The organism is Levyella massiliensis (genome assembly GCF_000308275.2).
Taxonomy (GTDB): Bacteria; Bacillota; Clostridia; order Tissierellales; family Peptoniphilaceae; genus Murdochiella; species Murdochiella massiliensis_A.
Genome location: NZ_HG529491.1, coordinates 321296 through 346635, shown reverse-complemented (window position 1 = coordinate 346635; position 25340 = coordinate 321296). Strand labels below are relative to the sequence as shown.

General features: G+C 46.9%; 24 protein-coding genes and 1 pseudogene. 18 read left to right on the top strand and 7 right to left on the bottom strand.

Features of this window, described 5'->3' with window-relative positions; all coding sequences use genetic code 11:
• Nucleotides 1–18: 18 nt before the first annotated feature.
• The 5 genes from gyrB to dnaA form a co-directional block, all read right to left on the bottom strand.
• The gene (gene gyrB, locus BN98_RS06530; RefSeq protein ID WP_019190663.1) at nucleotides 19–1950 is read right to left on the bottom strand and encodes a DNA topoisomerase (ATP-hydrolyzing) subunit B; all 1932 of its coding nucleotides are present in this window, start codon (nucleotides 1948–1950) and stop codon (nucleotides 19–21) included.
• 23 nt (nucleotides 1951–1973) lie between these two features.
• The gene (gene recF / locus BN98_RS06525) at nucleotides 1974–3065 is read right to left on the bottom strand and encodes a DNA replication/repair protein RecF (protein ID WP_019190662.1); all 1092 of its coding nucleotides are present in this window, start codon (nucleotides 3063–3065) and stop codon (nucleotides 1974–1976) included.
• Nucleotides 3066–3075: 10 nt separating this feature from the next.
• On the bottom strand, nucleotides 3076–3291 hold the full coding sequence (locus BN98_RS06520; protein WP_019190661.1) for an RNA-binding S4 domain-containing protein: 216 nt from the start codon (nucleotides 3289–3291) through the stop codon (nucleotides 3076–3078).
• Nucleotides 3292–3300: 9 nt separating this feature from the next.
• On the bottom strand, nucleotides 3301–4410 hold the full coding sequence (dnaN, locus tag BN98_RS06515) for a DNA polymerase III subunit beta (protein ID WP_019190660.1): 1110 nt from the start codon (nucleotides 4408–4410) through the stop codon (nucleotides 3301–3303).
• Between the two features lie 164 nt (nucleotides 4411–4574).
• Nucleotides 4575–6035, bottom strand: coding sequence for a chromosomal replication initiator protein DnaA (gene dnaA, locus BN98_RS06510; RefSeq protein WP_195891111.1), 1461 nt, complete (start codon nucleotides 6033–6035; stop codon nucleotides 4575–4577).
• Between the two features lie 467 nt (nucleotides 6036–6502).
• Here dnaA and rpmH point away from each other — a divergent pair, with 467 nt between their 5' ends.
• The 13 genes from rpmH (at nucleotide 6503) to pta (ending at nucleotide 18880) form a co-directional block, all read left to right on the top strand.
• Nucleotides 6503–6637 carry a 50S ribosomal protein L34 gene (rpmH, locus tag BN98_RS06505; RefSeq protein WP_019190658.1) on the top strand — a complete coding sequence of 45 codons (135 nt, stop codon included), beginning with the start codon at nucleotides 6503–6505 and terminating at the stop codon, nucleotides 6635–6637.
• Nucleotides 6638–6687: 50 nt separating this feature from the next.
• Nucleotides 6688–7116, top strand: coding sequence for a ribonuclease P protein component (gene rnpA, locus BN98_RS06500; RefSeq protein ID WP_019190657.1), 429 nt, complete (start codon nucleotides 6688–6690; stop codon nucleotides 7114–7116).
• Nucleotides 7113–7328, top strand: coding sequence for a membrane protein insertion efficiency factor YidD (gene yidD / locus BN98_RS06495; protein WP_019190656.1), 216 nt, complete (start codon nucleotides 7113–7115; stop codon nucleotides 7326–7328). The genes rnpA and yidD overlap by 4 nt, the downstream gene beginning before the upstream one ends.
• A 115-nt stretch (nucleotides 7329–7443) precedes the next feature.
• Complete coding sequence (locus tag BN98_RS06490) at nucleotides 7444–8178, top strand: YidC/Oxa1 family membrane protein insertase (protein ID WP_019190655.1); 735 nt, start codon at nucleotides 7444–7446, stop codon at nucleotides 8176–8178.
• Nucleotides 8175–9248, top strand: a complete 1074-nt coding sequence (gene jag, locus BN98_RS08015; protein WP_019190654.1) for an RNA-binding cell elongation regulator Jag/EloR — start codon at nucleotides 8175–8177, stop codon at nucleotides 9246–9248. The genes BN98_RS06490 and jag overlap by 4 nt, the downstream gene beginning before the upstream one ends.
• A 35-nt stretch (nucleotides 9249–9283) precedes the next feature.
• Nucleotides 9284–10702: a tRNA uridine-5-carboxymethylaminomethyl(34) synthesis GTPase MnmE gene (gene mnmE, locus BN98_RS06475; protein WP_019190653.1), complete on the top strand. Its 1419-nt coding sequence runs from the start codon at nucleotides 9284–9286 to the stop codon at nucleotides 10700–10702.
• 40 nt (nucleotides 10703–10742) lie between these two features.
• Nucleotides 10743–12674: a tRNA uridine-5-carboxymethylaminomethyl(34) synthesis enzyme MnmG gene (mnmG, locus tag BN98_RS06470; protein WP_019190652.1), complete on the top strand. Its 1932-nt coding sequence runs from the start codon at nucleotides 10743–10745 to the stop codon at nucleotides 12672–12674.
• Complete coding sequence (gene rsmG / locus BN98_RS06465; RefSeq protein ID WP_019190651.1) at nucleotides 12667–13395, top strand: 16S rRNA (guanine(527)-N(7))-methyltransferase RsmG; 729 nt, start codon at nucleotides 12667–12669, stop codon at nucleotides 13393–13395. Before mnmG ends, rsmG begins: the two co-directional genes overlap by 8 nt.
• 253 nt (nucleotides 13396–13648) lie before the next feature.
• A complete protein-coding gene (locus BN98_RS06460) occupies nucleotides 13649–14890 on the top strand; it encodes a CinA family nicotinamide mononucleotide deamidase-related protein (protein ID WP_019190650.1) in 1242 nt (413 codons plus the stop codon).
• Nucleotides 14891–14897: 7 nt separating this feature from the next.
• Nucleotides 14898–15692: a ParA family protein gene (locus BN98_RS06455; protein ID WP_019190649.1), complete on the top strand. Its 795-nt coding sequence runs from the start codon at nucleotides 14898–14900 to the stop codon at nucleotides 15690–15692.
• Nucleotides 15693–15694: 2 nt separating this feature from the next.
• Nucleotides 15695–16615: a ParB/RepB/Spo0J family partition protein gene (locus BN98_RS06450; protein ID WP_040942769.1), complete on the top strand. Its 921-nt coding sequence runs from the start codon at nucleotides 15695–15697 to the stop codon at nucleotides 16613–16615.
• A gap of 12 nt (nucleotides 16616–16627) precedes the next feature.
• Nucleotides 16628–17767, top strand: a complete 1140-nt coding sequence (locus BN98_RS08010) for a DUF4446 family protein (protein ID WP_019190647.1) — start codon at nucleotides 16628–16630, stop codon at nucleotides 17765–17767.
• Nucleotides 17768–17902: 135 nt separating this feature from the next.
• Nucleotides 17903–18880, top strand: coding sequence for a phosphate acetyltransferase (gene pta, locus BN98_RS06440; RefSeq protein WP_019190646.1), 978 nt, complete (start codon nucleotides 17903–17905; stop codon nucleotides 18878–18880).
• A gap of 130 nt (nucleotides 18881–19010) precedes the next feature.
• Here pta and BN98_RS08220 read toward each other — a convergent pair whose 3' ends face one another.
• On the bottom strand, nucleotides 19011–19202 hold the full coding sequence (locus tag BN98_RS08220) for a DUF4368 domain-containing protein (RefSeq protein ID WP_277352327.1): 192 nt from the start codon (nucleotides 19200–19202) through the stop codon (nucleotides 19011–19013).
• A gap of 113 nt (nucleotides 19203–19315) precedes the next feature.
• Nucleotides 19316–19717, bottom strand: a complete 402-nt coding sequence (locus tag BN98_RS06435; RefSeq protein ID WP_019190645.1) for a hypothetical protein — start codon at nucleotides 19715–19717, stop codon at nucleotides 19316–19318.
• A 237-nt stretch (nucleotides 19718–19954) separates the two neighbouring features.
• On the opposite strand from BN98_RS06435, the gene BN98_RS06430 reads away from it, so the two are divergent.
• From BN98_RS06430 to BN98_RS06410, 5 genes and pseudogenes are all read left to right on the top strand, one after another.
• Nucleotides 19955–20167 carry a helix-turn-helix domain-containing protein gene (locus BN98_RS06430; protein ID WP_019190644.1) on the top strand — a complete coding sequence of 71 codons (213 nt, stop codon included), beginning with the start codon at nucleotides 19955–19957 and terminating at the stop codon, nucleotides 20165–20167.
• 38 nt (nucleotides 20168–20205) lie between these two features.
• A pseudogene (locus tag BN98_RS06425) lies at nucleotides 20206–20877 on the top strand (type I restriction-modification system subunit M); the annotation flags it as partial.
• A 263-nt stretch (nucleotides 20878–21140) separates the two neighbouring features.
• On the top strand, nucleotides 21141–21779 hold the full coding sequence (locus tag BN98_RS06420; RefSeq protein ID WP_019190642.1) for a TetR/AcrR family transcriptional regulator: 639 nt from the start codon (nucleotides 21141–21143) through the stop codon (nucleotides 21777–21779).
• A gap of 74 nt (nucleotides 21780–21853) precedes the next feature.
• Nucleotides 21854–23599: an ABC transporter ATP-binding protein gene (locus BN98_RS06415; RefSeq protein WP_019190641.1), complete on the top strand. Its 1746-nt coding sequence runs from the start codon at nucleotides 21854–21856 to the stop codon at nucleotides 23597–23599.
• Nucleotide 23600: 1 nt separating this feature from the next.
• Nucleotides 23601–25331 carry an ABC transporter ATP-binding protein gene (locus BN98_RS06410; RefSeq protein WP_019190640.1) on the top strand — a complete coding sequence of 577 codons (1731 nt, stop codon included), beginning with the start codon at nucleotides 23601–23603 and terminating at the stop codon, nucleotides 25329–25331.
• Nucleotides 25332–25340: the final 9 nt, after the last annotated feature.

The window sequence follows — 25340 nt, the reverse complement described above, 5'->3', positions numbered from 1 at the left end:
TCGTATCAAGCACATGGCTCAGCCGATCGTATCAATATTTGCGGCTTTGGTCGCATTTTTAACGATGAATTCCCGACGCGGCTCCACCTTATCCCCCATCAAAAGCGTAAAGGTATCATCCACGGAAGTAGACTCTTCATCAATTTTCACTTGCAGCAAAATACGATTCTCCGGATCCATGGTCGTATGCCACAGCTGGTCGTCGTTCATTTCACCCAAACCTTTGTAGCGATTCAACTTATACGAGCCTTCCGGAATGTCTTTGAGGATGCGTGCCAACTCTTTTTCATCATAGACGTAGCGCTCCTTTTTGCCTTGCACAACGCGGAACAGAGGCGGTTGTGCAATATAAATATGGCCTTCATCAATGAGAGGACGCATTTGGCGATAGAAGAACGTCAACAGTAGCGTACGAATATGCGCACCGTCAACATCCGCATCGGTCATGATGATGATCTTGCCGTAACGCAACTTGGAAATATCAAAATTCTCTCCGATGCCCGTACCGAAGGCTGTCACCATGGACTTAATCTCTTCATACGAGAAAATGTGGTGTGCACTTGCCTTTTCGACATTCAAAATCTTACCGCGCAACGGCAGAATGGCTTGCGTGCGGTTATCGCGCCCTGTTTTAGCCGAACCGCCGGCGGAATCTCCCTCAACGAGGAAAATTTCATTGACAGCAATATCTTTTTCCTGACAATCCGCCAGTTTTCCCGGCAAGGTCGTATTATCCAAAATGGAACGCGACGTACGAGAAAGATCTCTTGCCTTACGTGCCGCTTCGCGCGCACGCTGTGCGCTCATGGCCTTTTCAATAATGATTTTGCCGATCTTCGGATTTTCTTCCAGATAGGACGATAATTCCTTCGAAAGAAAGGCATCCACAATGCCACGCACTTCCGAACTGCCCAGCTTCGACTTTGTTTGCCCCTCAAATTGGGGATTAGAAACCTTCACGCTAACAATCGCTGTCAAACCTTCTCGAACATCTTCGCCCGAGAGATTGTCTTCTTTTTCTTTGATTAAATTGTAGCGACGTCCGTAGTCGTTAAGCGTCTTGGTTAAAGCGGAACGGAATCCCGTCAAATGCGTACCGCCTTCTCCCGTGACAATGTTATTGGCAAAGGAAATGATATTTTCCGCATAACCGGTCGTATACTGCATGGAAATATCCACTTCCACGCCTTCGCTCATGCCTTGAAAATGCGGTATTTCTTCAAACAGCGCATCCTTATTCCGATTCAGGTAGCCAACAAATTCACTGATACCGCCCTCATAGTGAAAGACTTGCTCTTTGGGATCCTCTTCTTCCGCATTTTCGTCAATCAATACGAAACGCACACCCGCTGTTAAAAACGCCATCTCGCGAAAGCGTCGCTCCAGCGTTTCATGTTTAAATTCCAAGGTTTCAAAAATTTCCGGATCCGGATAAAAGAGAATCTCCGTACCCGTATCGTTCGCTTTACCAACAACCGTTAACGGTGCAGTGGTTTTTCCTTTGGCAAATTCCATATGGTACACCTTGCCGTCACGCCGCACCTCGGCAACAAGTTTTTTCGACAAAGCGTTCACTACGGAAACACCGACACCATGCAAACCGCCCGAATAGCGATACGCTTCCGAATCAAATTTACCGCCGGCATGCAGAATGGTTAATACCGTCTCCAACGTCGATTTTCCGGTTTGATGATGTGTCTCCACCGGAATACCGGATCCGTTATCCCAAACACGACAACCGCCATCTTTTTGCAGCGTGATGCGAATCGTATCGCAACGTCCTGCCAACGCTTCATCCACAGAGTTATCCACGACTTCATAGACCAAATGATGTAAACCACGTTCATCCGTTGAACCGATGTACATGCCCGGTCGAACCCGTACGGCTTCCAATCCTTCCAACACACGGATGTTTTTTTCACCGTACTCCACTTTCTTATTTGTTGCCATAGCAATCCTTTCTAACGACTCTATCAATCGCTTCTCGCTTGGAGAGTGATTTTTCCAGATTCCACACGATAAAAATGCGCGTCCTTTTGTTCCTGTTGCAAAAATGTTGCTTCATTCGTCGTCACCAAACTTTGAAAGGGACGAATGAGTTCAAGAAGTATGTACGCCCGCTTATCATCCAATTCTGAAAACACATCGTCCAGGAGAAGTAAAGGGCGATGCCCATGCTTTTGTTCACGTAGCTTTAATTCCGCAAGTTTACATGCTAGTGTTAGCGTACGCGCCTGCCCCTGTGACGCAAAGAGACGCGCCGGAAGAGCATTAATCGTCAATTCCAATTCATCGCGATGCGGACCGATTTCTGTATTGCGCATTTCCAGGTCTCGCTTGCGTGTCTCTTCCAAGGCTTCTAAAACATCCTGTTCTTCCGTCGGACAGTTCGTGCGATACGCCATAGCGCATTGCTCCGTTTTTCCGCTCAGCGCATAGTGCAGCGGCACCGTTTCCCGTTGCAAGACATCCGCCAATGCTTGGCGTTTTTTTACCAGGGCAACCGCCGCCGAAGCCAACTGCTGATCATAGCTCTTTAACTGTTCCAAAAACCAGGCACCCTGTGTTTTCAGCAACTGATTTCTTTGGAATACTGTTTTTTCATAGGAACGTAACAGACTGCGATACGCGGGATCGGTTCCCAGTAAAATCGAATCCATGTATGCGCGTCTCTCGGAAGGGGCGCCCTGCACCAATTCCAAGTTTTCCGGTGCAAATAAGACCACATCAAACTGTTCTGCCAATGCGCCAGCGGATTCCAACTCCACTTGATTGATGCGCACTCTTTTGCGATCCACCATGGAAAATTTAATTTCCACTTCTTTCTCCCGCTCCGCTTCGCAAACGCGAGAACGAATATAGGCAGAACGTTCACCGAAACGAATCAATTTTCTATCGGTGGTCGTCTTAAACGACTGACCGCGCGCCGTAATATAGACGCTTTCCAATAAATTCGTCTTTCCCTGTGCATTGGGACCGTAAAAGACGTGACATCCCTCGAAAAACGGTATTTTTTCATATTCATAATTTCGAAAATTGATCAATACCAGTTCCCGAAGGCTCATGCTTCCTCCTTCACGATGGGATACCAATCGTAAATTCTTTCCCTTGCCAAGCGAAAGAATCTCCTTCACGCAATTTTTTCCCGCGCTGTGTGCATATTTCGCCATTCACCAGCACTTCGCCCTCCTGCACCCGCAGTTTTGCTTCCGCACCGGAGGAAACCAGATTGGCTAATTTTAAAGCCTGATCCAGACGAATAAAGGAAGTATGGATCATTAGATCACTCATGTTTCCTCCTTACTCTCCGGCAATGCGCACCGGCAATACCAGATAGAGATAGGTATCTTCCTCTTCCGTCGGGCGAATCACCATGGGATTTAACATCCCGTTCAAATAAAGCGTGATCTTTTCACTCTGCAAGGCACGCACGCCGTCCAAGAGATAGCGCGCATTGAAAGCAATACGGCAAGCTTCGCCTTCGATTTCCATCGCAAGAAATTCATTCACATGGCCGAGTTCCGAATTTGAAGCAATATGCAAGCCATCATCCTGGAAATCCAATTTAATCAGATGTGCCCGCTCACCCTGGGTCAGTAATGAAGCGCGTTCGATCGCATCGCGGAACGCCTGGCGATCTACCACCACTTTCGTTTGATTTTCCTCAGAGATAATTTCTTCATAGTTGATAAAGGTTTTATCAATGAAGCGCGAATACAGTTTTAAAGAACCGCTTTCGAAGAAAATATGACCCGGCACCGTACGAATGGTCGTGCGATCCTCCGGCGATAACAGACGACTTAACTCAATCATGCATCGCTTCGGAACGATCATGGATTCTTCAAACACTTCCTCTTCTGCGCTCAAGCGCACATCACGCACCGCCAAACGATAGCCATCCAAGGTTACCAGGCGAATACTGTCGGGCCGACGTTCATAAAAAATGCCCGTCAAAGCAATCTTGGATTCATCTAAAGAAGTGGCAAATTCGGTTTCTGTAACGGCACGACTTAACGCATCGTTGTCCACGGTTGTTTGGCGTTCACTGTCCACTTCCGGCACTTCCGGAAATTCCGAAGGATTTGGCACCTGTAATTCAAAATAGCTATCCGCACAGTGAATCTTCAATACACCGTCTTTTTCTTCCAGGATGGTTTCTTCCGATGGTAATTTACGGAAAATATTTCCAATCATGGTGGAAGGTACCACCATCACGCCTTCTTCCTGCACCTTGCAAAGCATCGAGGTTTGGATCGTCAATTCCAGATCGGAGGCGGTTAAGGTCAGTACATCTTCTTTGGCCTCAAAGCGGATGCACTCCAGAATTTGCATGGTTGTACGTGCAGAAATTGCTCGCTGACATTGACCGATCCGTTTGACCAGTTCCTGTGGCATCACTTGGATTTTCATTTCTCCCCCCTTAGTAGTAGTAATAAGTCAGTAGCATTAGTAGTAGAGTCTGTGGATTTCGTGGAAAAGCTCCCGTATGTCTTACTGGGTGTCCGATAGCACTTGGGATAGTTTTTGTGGATAACATTTTATTTCCCGTTTTCCTTCCACCAACTATCCACTGCTTAGGTATGGGTCAGCTGTGTTACCAGCGCGTTCACATCTTCTTTGACGGATTCGTCTTTTTCCATGCGCTCTGTGATTTTGTCCACCGCGTGCATGATGGTCGTATGGTCTCTTGAAAAGCACCGACCGATGGCCACCAGGGACTCATTGGTAAGATCGCGACACAGATACATCGCAATTTGCCGCGGCAACACAATGGCGCTTTGCCGTGATTTGGAGACCATATCATTGGCTTTCAGATTGTAATATTCCGACACACGGCGAATAATCTCTTCCAGCGTCAGGCGAGATTCTCCATATTCCTCAATTTTCAAGGCTTCTCGCGCAATCGCCATGGCTTCGTCCTTAGAGAGTTCTTCGGTACCTTCTTTGAAGTGGAAATAGGCCAACACGCGTAGCAGCGCTCCCTCCAGTTCACGAATATTCGCTGTAATGTTATTCGCGATGAACGCAATTATATATTGGGGTAATTCCATGGATTCCCCCTTCATCTTATGATTCAAAATGGCCACGCGCGTTTCAAAGTCCGGCTGCTGAATATCCACCGTCATTCCGCCTTCAAAACGAGTAACTAGGCGATCCTCCAGATTTTTTAATTCCTTGGGAGGCTTATCGGCAGATAATACGATTTGCTTTCCGGCTTCTTTTAAATCATTAAAGGTATGAAACACCTCTTCCATGGTTGCTTTTTTACCGGCAATAAATTGAATATCGTCGATGAGCAAGACATCAATGGAGCGGTATTTATGGCGAAAATTCTCTTTTTCCGCATTCGTGCCGTTTTCAATGACAGCAATCATCTCGTTCATAAAATTTTCGCTGGTAATGTAAAGTACTTTTTTTTGCGGATCCGTAGCCAGTATCTCATGGGCAATGGCCTGCATCAGGTGGGTTTTCCCCAGTCCCGACAAGCCATAGATAAACAGCGGATTATAAACACGTCCCGGCGCACGAATGACCGCCACCGCTGTCGCATAAGCAAAATCATTGCTGGCACCGCGCACAAAGCTATCCATCGTGTATTTCGGATTTAATGTGTTATAGCCGTTATAGCGATGCTGTTGCTCCAGAAAATCCTTCTTTTCCTTGATTTTTTCGGTCAAGCTCTGATCCTTTTCAAAGGGCAACGTTTGTTGCGGCGCATCCGTCGGTTGTTCGGATACTTCGATTTCCGCTTTTTGTGCGTCTTTGATGCGCATTTCATAATCCGCCATGCTCGGATTGATCAGTTCAATATGCATGGGGGTTTCACAGATATAAGACAGGCATTTTTCAATATCCTGCTTGTATTTTTTCTCCACCATCGACTGAATGAATGCGCTGGTACTGTCCAGAAGCATCCCCTCGTCGAGGAAGGCAATCGGAATAAGTGGCTGGACCCAGTTTTTCAACTGAATTCGGTTCAGCTGAATGTCCAGCATATCAATCACTTCATTCCAAACCATTGTTAAATCGCTCATGATTTCCCCAATCACCATCCACAATTTTTTCCACCGCTTCTGGTCCCCCGTATGCTTCTTTATGGGGCATAAATCTGCCTTTTGCGATGGGATACGAAAAGTTATCCACTTATTCACAGGAGATATCCCCACTCTGGTTATCCACAAGGAAAACTGGCGGGCAAACGAAAAGTCATCGCAAATCCGCACTTTTTTGCTTTATTTATCCACAACTTGTTCACATTTGTGGATAAAGGTGTCGAAAGCGCACAAAATCCCCCAAGAACAGATAGTTTTATTATAGCATAGAATGCCTTTTTTCGGGGGGAGCCTTACCACTGTCCACAGGAAGAAGATGGTTTGTATTTGTGGATTTTCAGCGCTTTCGTTGGATACCATCTTGACACTTTTTCTTCCCCTCAATATAATTACAACGATACTCTTGCAATGCGAGCGACGCATGAATAGAGACCGGAAAGGAGGACGAGATGAAAAGAACTTATCAGCCGAACAAACACAAAAGAAAAAAAGACCACGGATTCCGTACGAGAATGGCGACCAAGACCGGACGTCGCGTTTTGAAAGCAAGACGCTTAAAAGGTCGTAAGAGATTATCCGCGTAGGTCCGGAACAGGGCCTACTTTTTTTGGGTGCGAAACAGGAAGGAAGCGGCATGGATCGTTCGCTGCGACTACGCAAAAATGAGGAGTTTAAACGCGTCTATCGTCGGGGATTACCCGCGTATAACCGTGATTTTAAGCTTGTCGGATTCCATAACGGCATGAACCATAATCGCTATGGATTTTCTATGTCTAAAAAATTCGGCAAGGCCAATGAGCGTAATCGTATGAAGCGGCGCCTGCGTGAAATTGTACGCGCCCATCAGGAGATCTTTCCCCTTGGCTTTGATTATGTTTTTTTGCCGCGGCCAACGGCAAAAAAATTAGACTATCAACAGCTTGAACATTCCCTGATCCATTGTCTCGGACAATGGAAAAAACGCATGGAAAATAAAAAGCAATCGCATTCAAATCGCCCGGCGTCAACATCGCATACGACACCGGTTTCAGCACGTCATCCTTCGCAGGAGAACGCAGAATGAACCGCTTAACACAGTGGCTGATTCGCGGCTATCAACAGTTAATTTCTCCTTTACTGGGACAGGGAAAATGTCGCTATCATCCCACGTGTTCTCAATATGCCTTGCAAGCTTTTGGTCAGTATCGTTTTTCCACTGCGCTTTTATTAACCCTTTGGCGAATTCTCCGATGTAATCCGTTTTCAGCCGGCGGCGAGGATCCTCTGCTCCCTTAATGACAGACCGAGCAAGGCGCCGTCGTGTTTTAGGATAGTATTATAAATCCATAAAACGTAAAAAAACGAATGCAAACTCGATGAATTCCGAAACAGAAAAAGAGGTACGTTTGCCATGTTACAACCAATTAGCGATCTTTTTGGCTGGATGATGGGATATGTTTATAATTCCTTGGCAAAAATCATGGCGGAACCCGCCCAAGTCTCATTTTTTGCCATGACCATTCTCGTCATGGCTTTGATCAGTAAGCTCATCATGATTCCTCTGATGGCAAAATCCACGCAATCCTCGCAGAAGATGCAGGAATTGGGTCCGAAAGTGGAAGCTTTGAAGAAAAAATACGGTTACGATGAGCGTATTCTGCAGGAAAAAACACAGGAACTCTATAAGTCGGAAGGCATTTCAGCCATGGGCTGCTCAAGCTGTTTACCGATGGTTTTACAGCTTGTGTTGATCTTTGCTCTTTTTGCCGTGTTGAAAGATCCGGCCAAGTATATGACCACAACGGGAAGCAGCTTTCACAGCATTGCCAAGAATTTCTTTTGGATTCCGGATCTGTTGAAAAGAGACCCGTTGAGTTGGTTTGGTTTGCCGCTGATTTATCTGATCACCCAAGTCGGTATCATGTTCTTCGGTCCTATGCGTCAACAGCAAACGGGACCCAATAAGAATATGAGCCTCATGTTTCAGTTCATGCCCGTTATTTTCTACTTCATGTCCATTAGCTGGGCATCGGGACTTCTGCTGTACTGGGCATCCGGCAACGTTCTGGAATTGATCTATCGCGGAATTTCCGCCTTGTTCTTCCGTTCCAAAAAGCACACTGCTGTAGAGGGAGGCAAAAAATGAGATCGGTCGTCAAAACCGGAAAAACTGTCAATGATGCCGTGCAAGCTGCCTTACAGGAGCTTGGCGCGAGCTTGGATGACGTAACAATTGAAATTATGGAAGAGCCGAAATCCGGCTTTTTAGGCGTGTTCGGTTCAAAGGAAGCCATCGTGCGTGTTTCTCGCAACGAATCCTCTTTTGAGGACTTACTGCATGAGGATCAACCGCATCATGAGGAAGTTAGTGACGTTACTGCTTCAGCAACACCGATTTCCCCTGTCAGTGCAGAATCACCGATTCGAGAAGAAGCGGCAGAACCGGTAAAAGAGGAAGCAATTTCGCCGGCGCAGCCTACGACGGAATCGGAACCTTTGGAATCTGTTGCACAAGCTAAGCAGACATCGGAAACTTCTGAGGCATCGCATAGCCTGTTGGATTTGATTCATCAGGAAGTCGAGCGCGAACAGGACACACAAACCGTGACTGTCTCTGTTGAGAAGACAGAGAAGATTGTTGAAGAAGCGGCCGTCGCATCCGCAGAGGTTGAGGAAGCGGATGTGGCGACGGATGCATTTGAAGATGCCGAAGAATCGGAAGAGACGGCAGGCGTCGAAGCTCGTGTATTCACGGAGATCGAATTACTGCATTTCGCCGAGGATTGGCTGGCCGAACTTTTGGACAAGATGCACATTACCGCCGATCTTGAGGCTTCTCTAGAAGATGAAAATCTGCACATGGAATTGGTCAACATCACCGATACCGATATGGGCATCGTCATCGGTCGTCGTGCGGAAACGCTCAATGCCATTCAGTATTTATTGGGCGTTACGCTCAATCGCGCCAGCAAAAAACATTACCGTGTTTACTTGGATGTGGGTGGCTATCGCAAACGTCGCGCCCAAAACATCACACGACTGGCCGAACGCAATGCGGAAAAGGTACAGCGCAGTAAACGTTCGATGAAGCTGGAACCGATGAACGCCTATGAACGGCGTATTGTTCACACTGCTTTGCAGGAGATGGAACACATTGATACGGTTTCCGAGGGCCGTGAGCCGCACCGTAAAGTCGTCATTCTGTATAAAGACTAGAAAGGGGGCACTCCGACGGAGTGCCTTTTTTACTTATGAAAGAACCATTACGCACACCAACAGGGACCCTGCGCGACGATACCATCGTTGCCATTTCTACCTCTCTTGGCGAAGCCGGCATCGGTATTGTTCGCTTGAGCGGACCGGATGCTTTTGCTATCACGGATCGTCTTTTTCATCCGATCGACGGCAAAGCCTTTACACCGGCTTTCAATCGCCGTCTGCGTTACGGATGGATACTGGATGGCGATGAGCGCGTGGATGAAGTTTTGGTTTCCTATATGCGTGGTCCCCATACCTATACGGCAGAGGATGTGACGGAAATCAATGCGCATGGCGGCGCCATGTGTGTACAGCGTATCCTTGCCTGTGCGTTGGAGGCCGGCGCCCGACTTGCCGAGCGAGGAGAATTTACACGTCGCGCTTTTTTGAATGGCCGTATCGATCTGCCGCAAGCCGAAGCCGTGATGGATCTGATTGATGCGAAGACGGAAGCTGCCCAAAAACAAGCCGTTCAGCAGCTTTCCGGCGCCCTATCCGCTCAAATCAACGACTTAAAGACCGCCATGCTGCATCTGTTGAGTCATGTGGAATATGCCATCAATTTTATGGAAGATGCCGAAGAGGATCTGCCTGTGGCACCCATGATCGAAGAGAACAAAGCCATTCTCAAGCATGTGGATGCGTTGCTCAAGGATGCTCATAGCGGCCGCTTAATTCGGGAAGGCGTAGCCACCGTCATTATCGGCCGTCCCAATGTAGGTAAATCATCGCTGCTCAATGCCCTGTTACGACGAGAACGCGCTATTGTTACCGACATTCCGGGAACAACGCGTGATGCCATTGAGGAAAGCTATCAACTGGGCGGCATCCCCTTGCGTCTCATCGATACGGCAGGGATTCGCGATACGGAAGATGTCGTAGAATCCATCGGCGTCCATATCAGTCGTCAGCAGCTGGCAGAAGCAGATCTGGTATTGGCCTTGTTGGATGGTGCGCGAGACTTTACTGATGAAGATGAAAATTTACTGGAAGAAATGGGCGAAAAGCCGGCCATCATCCTGTTAAACAAAGAAGATCTTCCCGTTTCGGAAAGCATGCGTGAAGCGCGTCAACGTTGGGAAAATAAGAAGCCGACCATCCCATGGATTTCGATTTCGGCCAAGGAGCAAACCGGACTGGAGGCATTGAAGGACGCTATGTTAAATTGCATTTTTCATGGCGCCATGCCGGATCACACGGCATTGCTCTCCAATGTACGCCATATTGATCGCTTGAAAAAAGCACAGCACGCATTGAAAGATGCTTTACAAGCCTTCGAGCAAGGCGTGATGCTGGATGCCTTGGAAGTGGATTTGCGCGGTGCCTATGGCGAATTGGCGGAGCTTACCGGTGAAAAGGTCGAAGAAAATGTATTGGATAAAATTTTTCAAGACTTTTGCGTCGGTAAATAGCCATAGGTTTCGGATCGCTTTCGTATAGATAAGGAAAAGCATGGAAAAAAGACAATACAAAAGAACAAGCGTAGACGTTGTTGTCATCGGTGCCGGTCATGCCGGCTGTGAGGCGGCGTTGGCTAGTGCGCGTCTCGGCATGGAAACGGTTATTCTGACCATGAGTCTGGATTCTGTCGGCGATATGCCCTGCAATCCCAACGTGGGCGGCACGGGCAAAGGCCACCTGGTGCGCGAGATTGATGCATTGGGCGGCGAAATGGCCACCGTGATTGACGAGACCTTTTTGCAGTCCCGTATGCTCAATCTTTCGAAAGGACCCGCCATCCATTCCCTGCGTGCGCAGGCGGATAAACGCCGTTACCACGAGACGATGAAGAAACGACTGGAAACACAGGACCATTTGCGCCTAATTGAGGGTGAAGTCACGGAACTGATCATGGAAGAACATAAGGTGCGCGGTGTGTTGACGCTGCAAGGCGCCTTTTATGAGGCGCGTGCCGTCATCATTTGTACCGGCACGTTCTTAAACGGCACGATTCTCATGGGCGAAGTCAGTTACTCGTCCGGCCCTCATGGCTTGCGCCCCTCTCTGTACTTCAGCCGATCGCTAGAAGAAGCGGGAATTCCTTTGAAACGCTTTAAGACCGGGACACCGGCCCGTGTGAATCGCCGCTCGATTGATTACTCCCATTTGATTTTGCAGGAAGGCGATCCGGAGATTGTCCCCTTTTCCTTCCTAAATGCCGATAAAAGCTATGATGCGTCAAAACAGATGCCATGCTATTTGACGTACACGACAGCCGAGACCAAGCGCATTATCGACGAGAACCTCTTGCGCAGTCCGATGTACTCGGGTGAGCGCCACGGGGTGGGACCGCGTTACTGCCCTTCCCTAGAGGATAAAATGGTGCGCTTTGCCGATCATCCACAGCATCAGATTTTTCTGGAGCCCGAAGGTGCCACAACAGAAGAAGTTTATGTGCAAGGCGCCAGTACCACCTTGCCGGAAGAAGTCCAGTTGGAATTCTATCGCACGATTCAGGGCCTTGAGAATGTGGAAATCATGCGCACCGCCTATGGCATTGAGTACGACTGTATTGATGCGCGTGCTTTAAAAAATTCGTTGGAAGCCCGTTCTTGTGAAGGCTTGTTTTTTGCCGGACAGGTGAACGGCTCCTCGGGATATGAAGAAGCCGCCGCGCAGGGCCTGATGGCGGGCATTAATGCCGCACGCTTGCTTTCGAATCAAGAGCCGGTGGTGCTGGACCGCAGCCAGGCCTATATCGGCGTTTTGATTGATGATCTCGTGACCAAGGGAACCAATGAACCCTACCGGATGATGACATCGCGCTGTGAATATCGCTTAAGTCTGCGCCAGAATAACGCCGATCAACGGCTTACCCCCGTCGGCTATGCCATCGGTCTTGCCTCCAAGGCACGCTATGATCGTATGCAGGAAAAATGGGCGTGCATTGAAAAGGAAGTGGAGCGATTAACAACCGTCTCGGTGACGCCGACAAAAGCCGTCAATGCCACCTTAGCCATGTGGGATTCGGCGCCCTTAAAAACAGGCAGCAACCTGGCCGAACTCTTACGTCGCCCCGAGTGCAGCTATGATGCGCTGGCTGTCTTAGATCCCGATCGTCCCGCGCTTCGCAAAGAAATTCGCATGGAAGTGGAGACGGAAATCAAGTACGAAGGCTATATTAAAAAGCAAAATGCGCAAATTCAGCAATTTAAAAAGCTGGAAAGTCGCACTCTCCCGACCATGGACTACACGACAATTGACGGGCTTAAGAAAGAAGCCATCGAAAAGCTCAATGCCGTGCAACCGGAATCCGTCGGACAAGCCTCCCGCATCAGCGGCGTCTCCCCTGCCGACATGAATGTATTGTTGATCCACTTGGAGATTGAAAGAAGACGTCATGCAGAAAAAGGGCACCAAGGCGAGGAGAAAGACCATGTCTAAATCGCAAAAGACGCTTAAAGAGCGCGCAGCGGCCTGTGGCATTACCTTAACTCCCGGTCAACTCAAGAAGTTTGAACGCTATCGCGCCTTATTATTGGAATGGAATCAGAAGATGGATTTGACTGCTGTCACGGATGCTGCCGGCATCGATAATCGCCATTTTCTGGATTCACTGAGTCTTTTACGGCTCTTTCCGGAAGGCTTAAATGGAAGGATCTGTGATATCGGCACGGGTGCAGGCTTTCCCTCCATTCCCTTAAAGATTATGCAACCGAATTTAGCCATGACGCTGGTCGACAGCCTTCAAAAACGCATTACTTTTTTAGAGACCGTGGTGGACGATTTATCGTTGACCGACATGACGCTGCTTCACGAACGCGCTGAGGATTTTCTGAAGCCGAATCGGGATCCTCTCGCACGTGGGCAATTTGATTTTGTCGTTGCGCGCGCCGTGGCTCCCCTGCCGACGCTACTTGAGTATACTTTACCGGCACTACGCATTGGTGGGAAATTATTAGCAATGAAAGGACCACAAGCCGAGGAAGAATTGAAAACCGCACAAAACGCTTTGACTCAACTGGGAGGATTCGTTGATACCATTGATTCTTTCCGATGGACGGAAGAGCAATGGGAACGTGTCAATATCTGCATTGTGAAGGTTGCTGAAACACCGGCACGCTATCCTCGTAGCGGCGGGAAAGCCAAGAAACGACCGCTTTAAGAATACTTTATGCTTTAACGAAGCCGGAACCGCCGGCTTCTTTTTTGTTTCACATGAAACAATTCATGTTTTGCAAGCCTTTATATGTTTCATATGAAACAATTCAAGATGTGGATCCTTTTGGGTGTTTCATATGAAACATTTTGTCTCATTTTATTCCATTCGTAACGTAAAAATTTATTTTTGCATCTCCTTTGCTATAATTATGGTATTGGCAGGTAATGTTTCATGTGAAACAAAAGGAAGAGGAATTATGATCGTTGAATGTATCTCTGTCGGCACGGAAATATTGCTGGGCGATATTCTCAACACAAATGTGCAATATTTATCACGTCTTTGCGCTACCTTGGGCTTTGATGTCTTTCATACTTCGGTTGTCGGCGATAATGACGCTCGCTTGAAGGCAGAATTAGCGCTGGCCACTTCTCGGGCGGATCTTGTCATTTTGACAGGTGGATTGGGTTCAACCAATGACGATATTACAAAGCGCGTCGTCATCGATTTTTTAGGACAAGGGACGGAAGTCAGCGCCTATAATAAGGAAACGATTGATGGTTGGTTTGATACAGAAAAAGCGCGTCACGATAATGAAATCGTCTATACGTTCCCAAAGGGTGCTAAAGTATTAGAAAACCACGTTGGCACAGCATCCGGCGCATGGGTGCCGTTTTCCATTGATGGCAAAGAGGGACATATCGTCATTCTTCCGGGGCCGCCAAAGGAAATGATTCCGATGGTTGAGAATGCGTTGATGCCGATCCTATTGGAAAAAACAGAAGGCATCACTAAGTCCTTGGAAGTGCGCATTGGCGTACTTGGCGAATATCAGGTAAATGATATATTAAAGGAAGAAATTGCTAACGGGACAAATCCGACAATTGCACCTTATGTGAAAGACGACGGCGCCATGATACGTATCACCGCAAAGGCAGCGTATGAGCGGACGGCAGATCGCATGATTTTGGATGCGATGCAGGTAGTCGATGCGAAATTGCATCCTTATATTGTCGCCATGGGACACGAATCGCGCTCGGAGGTGCTGGTGCGCCTGTTAGCCGATCACAACGAAAAGGTCTCTACGGCAGAGAGCATTACCGGAGGACTGGTAGCTTCAACAATTATCGATGCGGCTGGTGCATCCGCGGTATTGGAGCAGAGCTTTGTCGTTTATAGCGATCGTGCGAAGCATAAGGTGTTAACCGTTTCGAAGGATCGTATTCGTGAACATACGGCGGTCAGTGAAGCGGTTTGTCGCAGCATGTTGAAGGGCCTCTACAATCGTACGGGGTCGGAACTGTGTCTGGCCACCACAGGCTATGCGGGACCGACGGGTGAGGATGTCGGTCATGTATTTATCGGTGTGATGTATGATGGCGAGCGCATGGTCTATGAACACCATTTGCACGGATCACGTAACGCCATTCGCAATCGTGCCAAGAATCTGGCCATCGATTATGCGATCATGACCTTGAAGCGGCAACACGATATGAAATGAGGATACGATGAGCAGGATCATTAGCATCTATAATCAAAAGGGCGGTGTCGGAAAGACGACAACCGTGGTAAATCTGGCGGCTGCGCTTGCTTTTACCGGCTTTTTCAAAAAGAAGGTTCTCGTCATTGATCTGGATCCGCAGGGCAATACGACGTCGGGCCTCGGACTGGATAAAAATGCAGTAGAAAAGGATATATATACTGTTTTGAATGGCGAGGCGACGTTGTCGGAGGTATGGCAGACGGTTCGTAAGAAAACCTTACAACTGGTGCCTTCGACACCGGATCTGACCGGTTTTGAGATTGAAGCAACCACGCGAAAGGATCCGCAGCACTGCCTGTCAAAAGCGTTAAAGGATGTGCAGGAAGACTTTGACTATATTCTCATTGACTGTCCGCCGTCGCTTGGGATGCTCAGCATGAATGCCTTGGTGGCATCGGATGCAGTTCTGATTCCGATTCAAACGGAATTTTATGCATTGGAAGGTGTCAGTCAGCTGGTGAATACGCTGTCGTTGGTGCGGGAAAAGCTGAATCCGTCGCTCGAAGTGGAGGGCATTCTCCTTACCATGTACGATGCACGCACTAATCTTGCGCAGGATGTACGCAGTGAAGTAAATCGCTATTTTGAGGGAAAGGTATTTGAAACGGAAATTCCGCGCAATGTGCGTTTGGCGGAGGCGCCGTCGTTTGGGGAGAGTGCGGTGACCTATGATAAATATTCCAAGGGCGCACAGGCCTACATCAAATTGGCAAAAGAATTGAAGAAGAAGCATGCGAATACGCAGGAAGAAAAGGAGTGACCATGGCGCGTAAACGAGGACTGGGAAGAGGCCTGGGGGCGCTGATTTCGCAGGATATACCCGCTGAAGAGACAGCTGTTTCCGCTGAAAAACAAGAGCAGCCGCCGAAAAAGGCCGTGTCAAAGAAAAAAACAACGACTGCTGAAACCGTACTTCGCTCTATACAGAAATTACCGATAAGCATGGTGGAGCCGAACCCGGATCAGCCGCGTAAAACCTTCGATCCGGAGGCGCTGGAGGATCTGACGGAGTCGGTACGTCGCTATGGGATACTGCAGCCCATCGTGGTGGAAAAATATACCGTGCCGGGCCATGCACCGTATCGCATCATTGCGGGGGAGCGTCGGTATCGTGCCGCAAAGAAGGCGGGACTAAGCGAAGTTCCGGTGGTGTTGCGGGAGGAGCATCTGGAGGAACAGGCGCTGCTTTCGGTGGTGGAGAATGTCCAAAGACAGGATTTAACGCCCGTGGAAGAAGCCGTGGCGTATCAGAACATTATGGAACAGCGCAAGATGACGCAGCAGGAATTAGCGGATGCGTTGGGAAAATCACGCCCCTATGTGGCCAATGCGATTCGTCTGTTAAAGCTGGACGAAGAAACCTTGGAAGCGTTGAAAGATGGCCGTCTTACCTCATCGCAGGGCAGAACGCTCCTGGCCGAGAAGGATCTTAAGAAGCGTGCGGCGTATCGCAAGTTATTGGTGGAGGGACGTTCCAGCGTACAGGATGTGGAGCATCGCCGTCGCCAACCGAAACGACCGAATGTGTTTACAGAGGATCTGGAGCGGCGTTTGTCGGAGACGTTGGGCACAAAAGTTTCTGTGATTTCGCGGCGCCGCGGTTGGAGTGTGCAGGTATCCTGTTATAATGAAGAAGATTTAAATCGTCTGTTGGAACGGTTGCTGTTGCCGGAACAACGTTGAAAGGAACCAATCATGCCCAATATCATTTTCATACTATTGATGTTTCTTACGCTGCTAGTCGTGTTGGGTTGCTTCTACATGACGAGCAGCACCAATAAGAAGCTCAATCGACTGCGTCGTCGCTACGATTTATTGTTGCGGGGGCAGACGGACATCAATATTGAAGAATATTTGCTCGGCCTTTCCGGAGAGTTGGAAAAGTTTAAGGCGGAGCGTAGTAAAACGGAACAAAAACTGTATCATGTGGAACAATGGATGGCACGGACCGATACGGATCAGAGCGCGTATGTGAATGAGCGTTTTTCAACCGTGTCAAAGGGAATTACGGATGAAATGCGCCAGACCACAGCCAACGTGATGCAGAGCTTGAATCGCCTGGATGGGGAAGTTAAGGAGCGTCTGAATGCCGCGGAAAAGGGGAGTGCGGAGACGGTGAAGCGTGAAACGGCGGCGCTGCGCGGTCAACTGAATGAGTTTTCGCAGTCCATTGTGCGTCAGGTGCGTAAGAACGAAGAGGATGCGTTCGTGCGTTTTGACAGCTTGGAAAAAGACGTGGCGCAGCAAAAGGAACAGACAAACGCCCGCCTGACGCAGCTTGAGGGCGATACCGCCCAGCGTTTTAAGCAGGTGGAAGAAGGCTGGAATGAGCGCTTGGGCGGTCTGCAGACGATGACGCAGAATCGCTTCCAAACCATGGAGCAACGCGCACAGGAAGCGCAACGGGCGCAGCAACAGGAGATGCACGAGACGCTGGAGGCGATGGACAAGTCTTCGCAACAGCGTGCGGATGGCCTGGAGAAGGATCTGCGCGGCAAAATGGATCATCTGGAAAAGGAGACGGATTCCCGCATCACTTTGTTCCGCGAGGAGACCGGCGATCAGATGAAACGGGAATCGTCGCGCATTCGCGAACAGCTTTCGATGGCGATCCAGAAAATTTATTTATATCGCTACAATGCCTTTGATGATGTGGCGGGGGACACCAGTTTTACCGCGGTTCTTTTGGATGAATATCGCAACGGCTTGATTTTGACCACGCTGTACTCTCGCCGTGGAACGACGACCTTTGCGAAAGAAGTACGCACCGGTGAGCCGGTGCAGAAACTATCGCCGGAAGAGGAAGTGGCGTTGCAGGAAGCGATGAAACGCTGATTTTGCCGTTGCGGCAGAAAAGCGACTGGAACGGACAGGCGTCCAAAAAAAATCTTTGTTGCCTTAACGGATTCGGGTAAAAGTAAAGCAACGGGTAAGACCGACAAACGGTCGAGAACAGAAAAAGGAGAGTTTATGAGTATTGTTCAGGAAGCGGCGGAAGCCATAAAGGGTAAAAATTTGCGCATTGTGTATCCGGAAGGTACGGATGCGCGTATTCTGCGTGCGGCAGTGCGTCATGCCAAAGACGGCATTCTCCATCCCATTGTGTTGGGACCGAAAGACGAGGTAGAAGCACTGGCAGAAAAAGAGGGTCTTTCTCTGGAAGGATTAGATTTCATTGATTACGAACATTACGAGGATTACGATGCCATGTTGCAGGCGCTGTTGGAGCGCCGCAAGGGCAAGATTGATGAAACAAAAGCGCATAAGATGCTGAAAGATCGCAACTATTTCGGAACAATGCTCGTTTATATGGGTAAAGCGGACGGTATGGTTTCTGGTGCAGATGGCCCGACCGGTGACACGATTCGTCCGGGTCTGCAGATCATTAAGACAAAGCCGGATGCGAAACTGGTAAGCGGCTGCTTCATCATGATTTCTCCGGATGAAAAAGAACGTCTGCTCTTTGCGGATTCGGCGGTCAACATTTCTCCGTCGGAAGAAGAGTTAGCGGATATTGCCTATCAGACGGCAGAAACCGCTAAAGTGTTTCATATTGAACCGAATGTTGCCATGCTTTCCTTCTCGACCTATGGTTCGGCAAGCTCGCCGGAGCAGGAGAAGGTAGCCAAGGCTACCGAGATTGCCAAGAAGAACTATCCGAATCTGAACGTGGACGGCGAAATGCAGTTGGATGCCGCTTGGGATGAGACGGTAGCCAAGAAGAAAGCGCCGGGTTCCAACGTTGCCGGTAAAGCGCGCGTGTTTATTTTCCCGGATCTGCAAGCCGGAAACATTGGTTATAAGATTGCACAGCGCTTGGGCAACTACACCGCTTTGGGACCGTTGCTGCAAGGTATGGCCAAGCCCGTTAACGACCTTTCTCGTGGTTGCTCCGAGCAGGATGCTTACGAGATCGGCATTATTACGGCATATCAGGCACTGAACTAGAGCGAATGGTTGGCATCCTCCGTAGAGGAGGGGAATCCCTTAGGAATTTAATTTCTAAAAAAGTATCGGCGTAATCGATAGTAATATCGGCTACGCCGATTTTACTTATGGCGTGGAATATCGGCTGCACTCATACATTCCACTGTATCCAGAGGGTTTGTTTCTCGGTTCTTATAGCGGGTACCTTTTCAGATTTTTCAACATAAATCTTATCTACAAAGGTTCGAATAATTTCTGCATTAAGTTCTTGTATGTCTGTGTATTGTCGTACTAATTTCAAGAAAGAATCTACGTTAAGACATTTTTCTTGTGCTTTAGAAATAAAGGTTTCAAGGGATTCAATCTTGCTTTTGCTTGCTCAAGTTCCCTATGAGAGGACTTTACCTTTTGGGTTAGTTCTGTCTCGCAATCTCCGCTCATGATTTCGTCAACGAACTAGCTAAAACGTTTACTTCTTGGCTTTAGGTCATAAAACGCAGGTGATACTTTGGTAATAAGATCTGTTGCTAAGTGCTTGCGTAATACACCGTGCTTAATGTAATAAGCCTTTTTATCGTATGTACCATTAAACAGTAACAAGATATGAAAGCCATGCTTACTTGGGCTGTATTCGATATAAGCGTGCTTGAAATGGGAAATGATCTCTTTCGCCTGGTCTTTCACTTTCATGACAGCATCGAGCGAGCTAAAATCACTTAAGCTGTCTATGGCTGCTTTCTTTCCCGTTATAGGGTTATAAGGCGGCTTAGTGAGCCTGCCGTTTTCTTGGTGCTCGTACTTCCATGAACAAAAGATATGCTTGTTCTTTAGTGCTTTTGGCAGTTTTTCTAGATCCATATTTGATCCTCCTTTTCTAGAAGGCTTATTCCTTCTAAATCACAGGCAAAAGAAAAAGACGATTGTTTAACCTGTCTTAAAAGTTTTTTTGCCTTCTACTTGTTAGCCATGGCGGAGGGTGTAATCTGGCGGTTTTAGAAAAAATCTCCTGCGACTATATAAAATAGCTGCAGGAAATAGGAAAAACATGAATTTATGCCATATCATTGAAATGGATAGGTAAGGAGATGAAATAAGATGACCTGTTCGGAAGAAATAAAGAAAATTCGTCAAAAATGCTTTCTGTCACAGGAGGCTCTTGGAAGAGAACTTGGTGTGTCTTTTTCCTCTATCAACCGTTGGGAAAGTGGAAAGACCAAGCCTAATATGTCAGCTATGAAAAAAATTAAAGAATTCTGCGAGACGCAGGGTATTGATTTCAGTGCGTTGGAAGCAGAATGGGTTAAATAACTGAAAGGATGAATAATATAATGGCCCTAGATACTTAAAAAGAACAGGAACGTGATGAACTTCACCGTGCTATATGGGCAATTGCTGATGAACTTCGTGGTGCAGTAGATGGTTGGGACTTTAAGAACTATGTGCTTGGCACTATGTTCTATAGATATATTTCTGAAAACATTACTAACTATATTAACGCAGGTGAAATTGAAGCCGGCAATACTGAATTCGATTACGCACAGATGTCTGACGATGATGCGGAAGAAGCAAGACAGAGTCTTGTTGAAGAAAAAGGCTTCTTTATTCTTCCGTCAGAACTTTTCTGTAATGTAAGAGCAAAAGCTAAAGATGATGAGAACCTTAATGAAACACTTGAGAAGGTATTCCGTCATATTGAAGAGTCAGCAAAAGGCAGTGAGTCGGAATCTGATTTTGCAGGTCTTTTTGATGACTTTGATGTAAACAGTAATAAGCTTGGCTCTACAGTAGCAAAGAGAAACGAAAAGCTCTGCAAGCTTCTTGATGGTGTGGCTGATATGAATCTTGGTGATGTTAAGAACCACGATATTGATGCATTTGGTGATGCTTATGAATACCTCATGACAATGTATGCATCAAATGCAGGTAAATCAGGTGGTGAGTTCTTTACTCCTGCTGATGTATCAGAACTCCTTACAAGACTTGGTACAGTTGGTAAAACTGAAATTAATAAGGTTTATGAGAACAAAACGCCATATTTGATACATTTTAACGGCACAGCCGCTTAGGGTACGAAACTCATACGCAGGGGTACGAAAAATAGGTATGGGGGGCACGAAAACAATTCGATAGGAAAAATAGCATCCCGATCATATAAAATCAGGCCTTCTTCTGGTCATAATTATTGACGTAAAAATATTTCTCTTGACAGATAGCAACAGCTGGGTGTAATATTTAGATAACTTAGTTATCTAAGCAAGAACTATTTTTGATGGGAGGATCTATGACTACAGGTAATTTTGAAGAAACTCATGCCAACATACTAAAAAGTGGTCTAGATGCCTTCTTGGAGGAAGGCTATGAAAAAGCAAATTTGAGAAGAATTTGTAAATCAGCTGGCGTGACAACAGGAGCTTTCTATAAGCATTTTACAGATAAGGAAGATTTGTTTGCAAAGTTGGTAGAGCCTTTAGCAGATAAGATCAATGAAATTTATAACTACTACGAAAAAGAAAGTTTTTCCACCTACGGCACGGAGTTTCCCATTCCCAAAGAAAAAATCTTAAAAGTTCTTGAACTCAAACAAGAAGGGACGCTTAAAAGTGTTGAGTTTTTCTATGCACATAAAGATATCTTTGAGCTTCTTATTTTTAAATCCTATGGCACAAAGTATGAGCATTTCTTAGATAAACTCATCGAAATTGAGGATCGTAATGACTGGTCGATTTTAGAGATGATCCATGGGAAAGAAAACGCGGATTCCATTATGACCAAGCAAAGTGTCCATATCATCAATCATGCATTTTTCAACGCCATCTCTGAACTCGTTGTACACGCATCCGATAAAGAACAGCTTCTCAGTATGGCAAAGACGATGTCTAATTTTTTCAATGCGGGTTGGGAAAAGTACCGCAGCCCGTAGCTCTATATTTTTTTATCCAAGAGATGACTTAGTTATCTAATTTGCTTTATATGTGATCGTGAGGAGGTAAAAACATGAAAAAACAAAGTCCCATAAAGCGTCTGTGGGAACTGGCTGCCAGTCAGCACGCCGGACTAAAACTCTCTGTGAGTCTTGCGGTACTTGGAGTTTTAGGTGGTATCGTTCCCTACGTGGTTGCGGGACAGGTTCTGACAAACTTATTTAATGGTGTGACAGACTTCAGTGCTTATATGAAAGCCTGCGTTGTCGGGCTTTTAGGCTATGCCGTGAAATCCGTTCTATATTCACTGTCGCTTTCCGTTTCCCATAAAGCCACTTTTGAACTTTTACAGGAACTGCGCGAAAAAATGCTGCACAAGCTTCCAAAACTCTCGCTGGGGAAAGTAACAGCGACACCCAGCGGTGAATGGAAGCAGCTCATTGTAGATCAGGTGGAAAGTTTGGAGCGTCCGGTTGCTCATCTTATTCCGGAAATGACGGCAAATATGGTGGGGCCGCTCTGTATTTTGATTTATCTCATTGTACTGGACTGGCGCATGGCACTGTTATCTTTGGTATCCATTCCGATCGGAATGTTTTTTATGAGTATCATTATGAAAAGCTACGGCAAGCAATATGCCGGCTCGGTCCAGGTTGGCGCTCAGATGAATGCCGCTATTGCGGAATATGCCGGAGGCATTGAAGTTATTAAAGCTTTCAATCAAGGAGAGAGCAGCTATCACAAGTTTTCCGAGAAAATTCTCGCAAATGCCCAATACTACTACGACTGGATGAAAAGCGTTCAGTTCTTAATGTCGCTGTCTAAATCGATACTTCCTACAACGCTGCTTGCTGTTTTGCCGGCAGGATATCTTTTTTATCAAAGTGGAAGTTTGGACGGAGGCACATTTTTGACGACGGTGATCCTCTCTTTCTCCCTTTCGGGCCTTTTGATGGCTGCCATGAATTTTGTGGACAGTTTGGCTCGGGTGGGAACGGTTGTCGGTCAGATTGATGCGCTCTTAGCTGCCGAAGAGCAGCAGCATGAAAAACACCCGATATCGTTCAACAAACACGACATTGTTCTTGATCATGTTTCTTTTTCCTATGAATCCGGTGAAGATGCCAAAGAAATTATTCATGATGTTTCTTTAAGCATAAAAGACGGGAGCTTTAATGCATTTGTAGGTCCATCCGGCGGCGGCAAATCGACCTTAGCAAAACTGATAGCCGGCTATTGGGATGTGGAAAAAGGAAGCATCGCTATCGGTGGCATCAATGCGAAAAAGGTTCCCTTAGAACAACTCTATAACAGCGTTTCCTTTGTATCTCAGGATAATTTTCTCTTTAACGAAAGCATTCGCAACAACATTCGCATGGGTTGCTTGAGTGCTACGGATGAAGACGTGGAGCACATTGCGAAGCTCTCGGGCTGTCATGACTTTATTGAGAATCTGGAAAACGGTTATGACACGATTGCAGGAGAAGGAGGCACTCATCTTTCCGGAGGTGAGCGTCAGCGGATTTCTATTGCGCGCGCCATGCTTAAAAACGCCCCGATTGTCATTTTCGACGAAGCAACAGCATACATTGATCCCGAGAATGAAGTGCTGATGCAGCAAGCACTGGGACAACTTGTTGCGGGGAAGACCGTTATCGCAATCGCTCATAGACTTTCCACCATCACGGGAGCCGATCAAATCTTCGTCATAGAAGAAGGAAAAATCGAAAATCATGGCACACATCAAGAGCTGCTTGAAAAGTCAAAGCTCTATCAAAGTATGTGGCTTGCTCATGTAGGCGCGAAAGGAGGCAAATAACATGTTGAACGCACTGAAAAAAATAGGACATTTTGCCGGAGAGGAACAGGGTAATATTAGAAAGTCCATCGCCGTTTCCTTTCTTTTTGCCATTTTCTATATGTTTCAAATTGGTGCTGTTTACTTTGTCATCTTAGGGATGCTGGGAAAAGATATCGGCATAAACCCTGCTCTTTTGGCACTCCTTTTTCTCCTTATCAGCATCTTCGGACGTGCTCTTACCAACTACTTTGCTCAGCTCGAGCAAACGCATGCCGGCTACTTCATGGTGGCTCGGCAGAGACTTGCGGTCGCAAACAAAATGAAGACCGTGCCTATGGGCTATTTTGATGAAGCAAACACCGGCAATATTGTAGGAACGCTTACTACGGTTCTCGGTGATGTAGAAAACACAGCTCCGGTTGTGCTGATCAATATCATGGGAGGCTTTCTCAATGCTTTTGTGTTTACTTTAATAACCTTGATCTGGGATTGGCGTATCGGTCTCATCGTTATTGTCGGTACACTGATTTATTTGTGGGTTACCTCGGCGATGGAGAAAAAGACGGCACACCTTGCACCGAAACGCCAAGAAGCGCAAGCAGAACTGGTGGAAGCCGTCCTTGAACAGATTAAGGGAATGTCCATTATTAAATCCTTTAATCTGACAGGGAAAGGTGATAAAAAGGTTCATGCGGCAATTCGTCGTAACAAGAAGACCAACCTTGCTATTGAAAAAATGTTTACGCCTTACAATATGGCCCAGGATTTTGTGCTAAAGCTCTTTAGCATTTTGATTATCGTTGCAGCTATTTACCTTTACGTGCAAGGAACTATGCTTCCGGAAAATGCTCTGATGTCCGTTATCATTTCCTTTATGATTTTTGCCCAGATTGATTCCGCCGGTTCATCTATGGCTGTTTTGCGTGTGGTATCCAGTTCTATTGATCAGGTAGAAAACCTAAAACAGATGCCGGTTATGGATATTCATGGTGAAGACATCCGTCCGAAAAAAGCCTCCATAAAGGTAGCAAATATTGACTTTTCGTATGGAAGCAAAGAAATTTTGCATGATGTAAGCTTTACCGTTCCGGAAAAAACAACCACGGCCATCGTAGGCCCTTCTGGATCCGGGAAAACAACGGTTTGTAATTTAATTGCCCGTTTCTGGGATGTCAATGCAGGAAGCATCAAAATTGGAGGACATGATATTCGGGACTATACGTTGACCTCTTTGATGGATCAGATCTCTATGGTGTTCCAAAGCGTCTATTTGTTCCAAGACACCATTGAAAACAATATCAAATTTGGAAACATGAATGCCACGCATGAAGAAGTCGTTCAAGCTGCTCAAAAAGCAGCTTGCCATGATTTTATCATGAGTCTGCCGGAAGGCTATAAAACGGTAATCGGAGAAGGCGGTGCATCTCTTTCCGGCGGTGAAAAACAGCGTATCTCTATTGCAAGAGCCATCCTCAAAGATGCGCCCATCATCATATTCGATGAAGCAACAGCCAATGTCGATCCGGAAAACGAAGATAAGCTTCAGCAGGCTATGAACAGCTTAATGAAAGATAAAACCATCATTATGATTGCTCATCGCTTGAAAACAGTTGAAAACGCCGATCAAATTTTAGTGATTGATGAAGGCAAAGTAGTGGCGAGTGGCACACATAACGAACTTGCCGCCAAAGACGGTATTTATTCCAGGTTCCTTCAGGCTCGGAAAACGGCTGAGTCTTGGAAGATATAAAAAGCATTT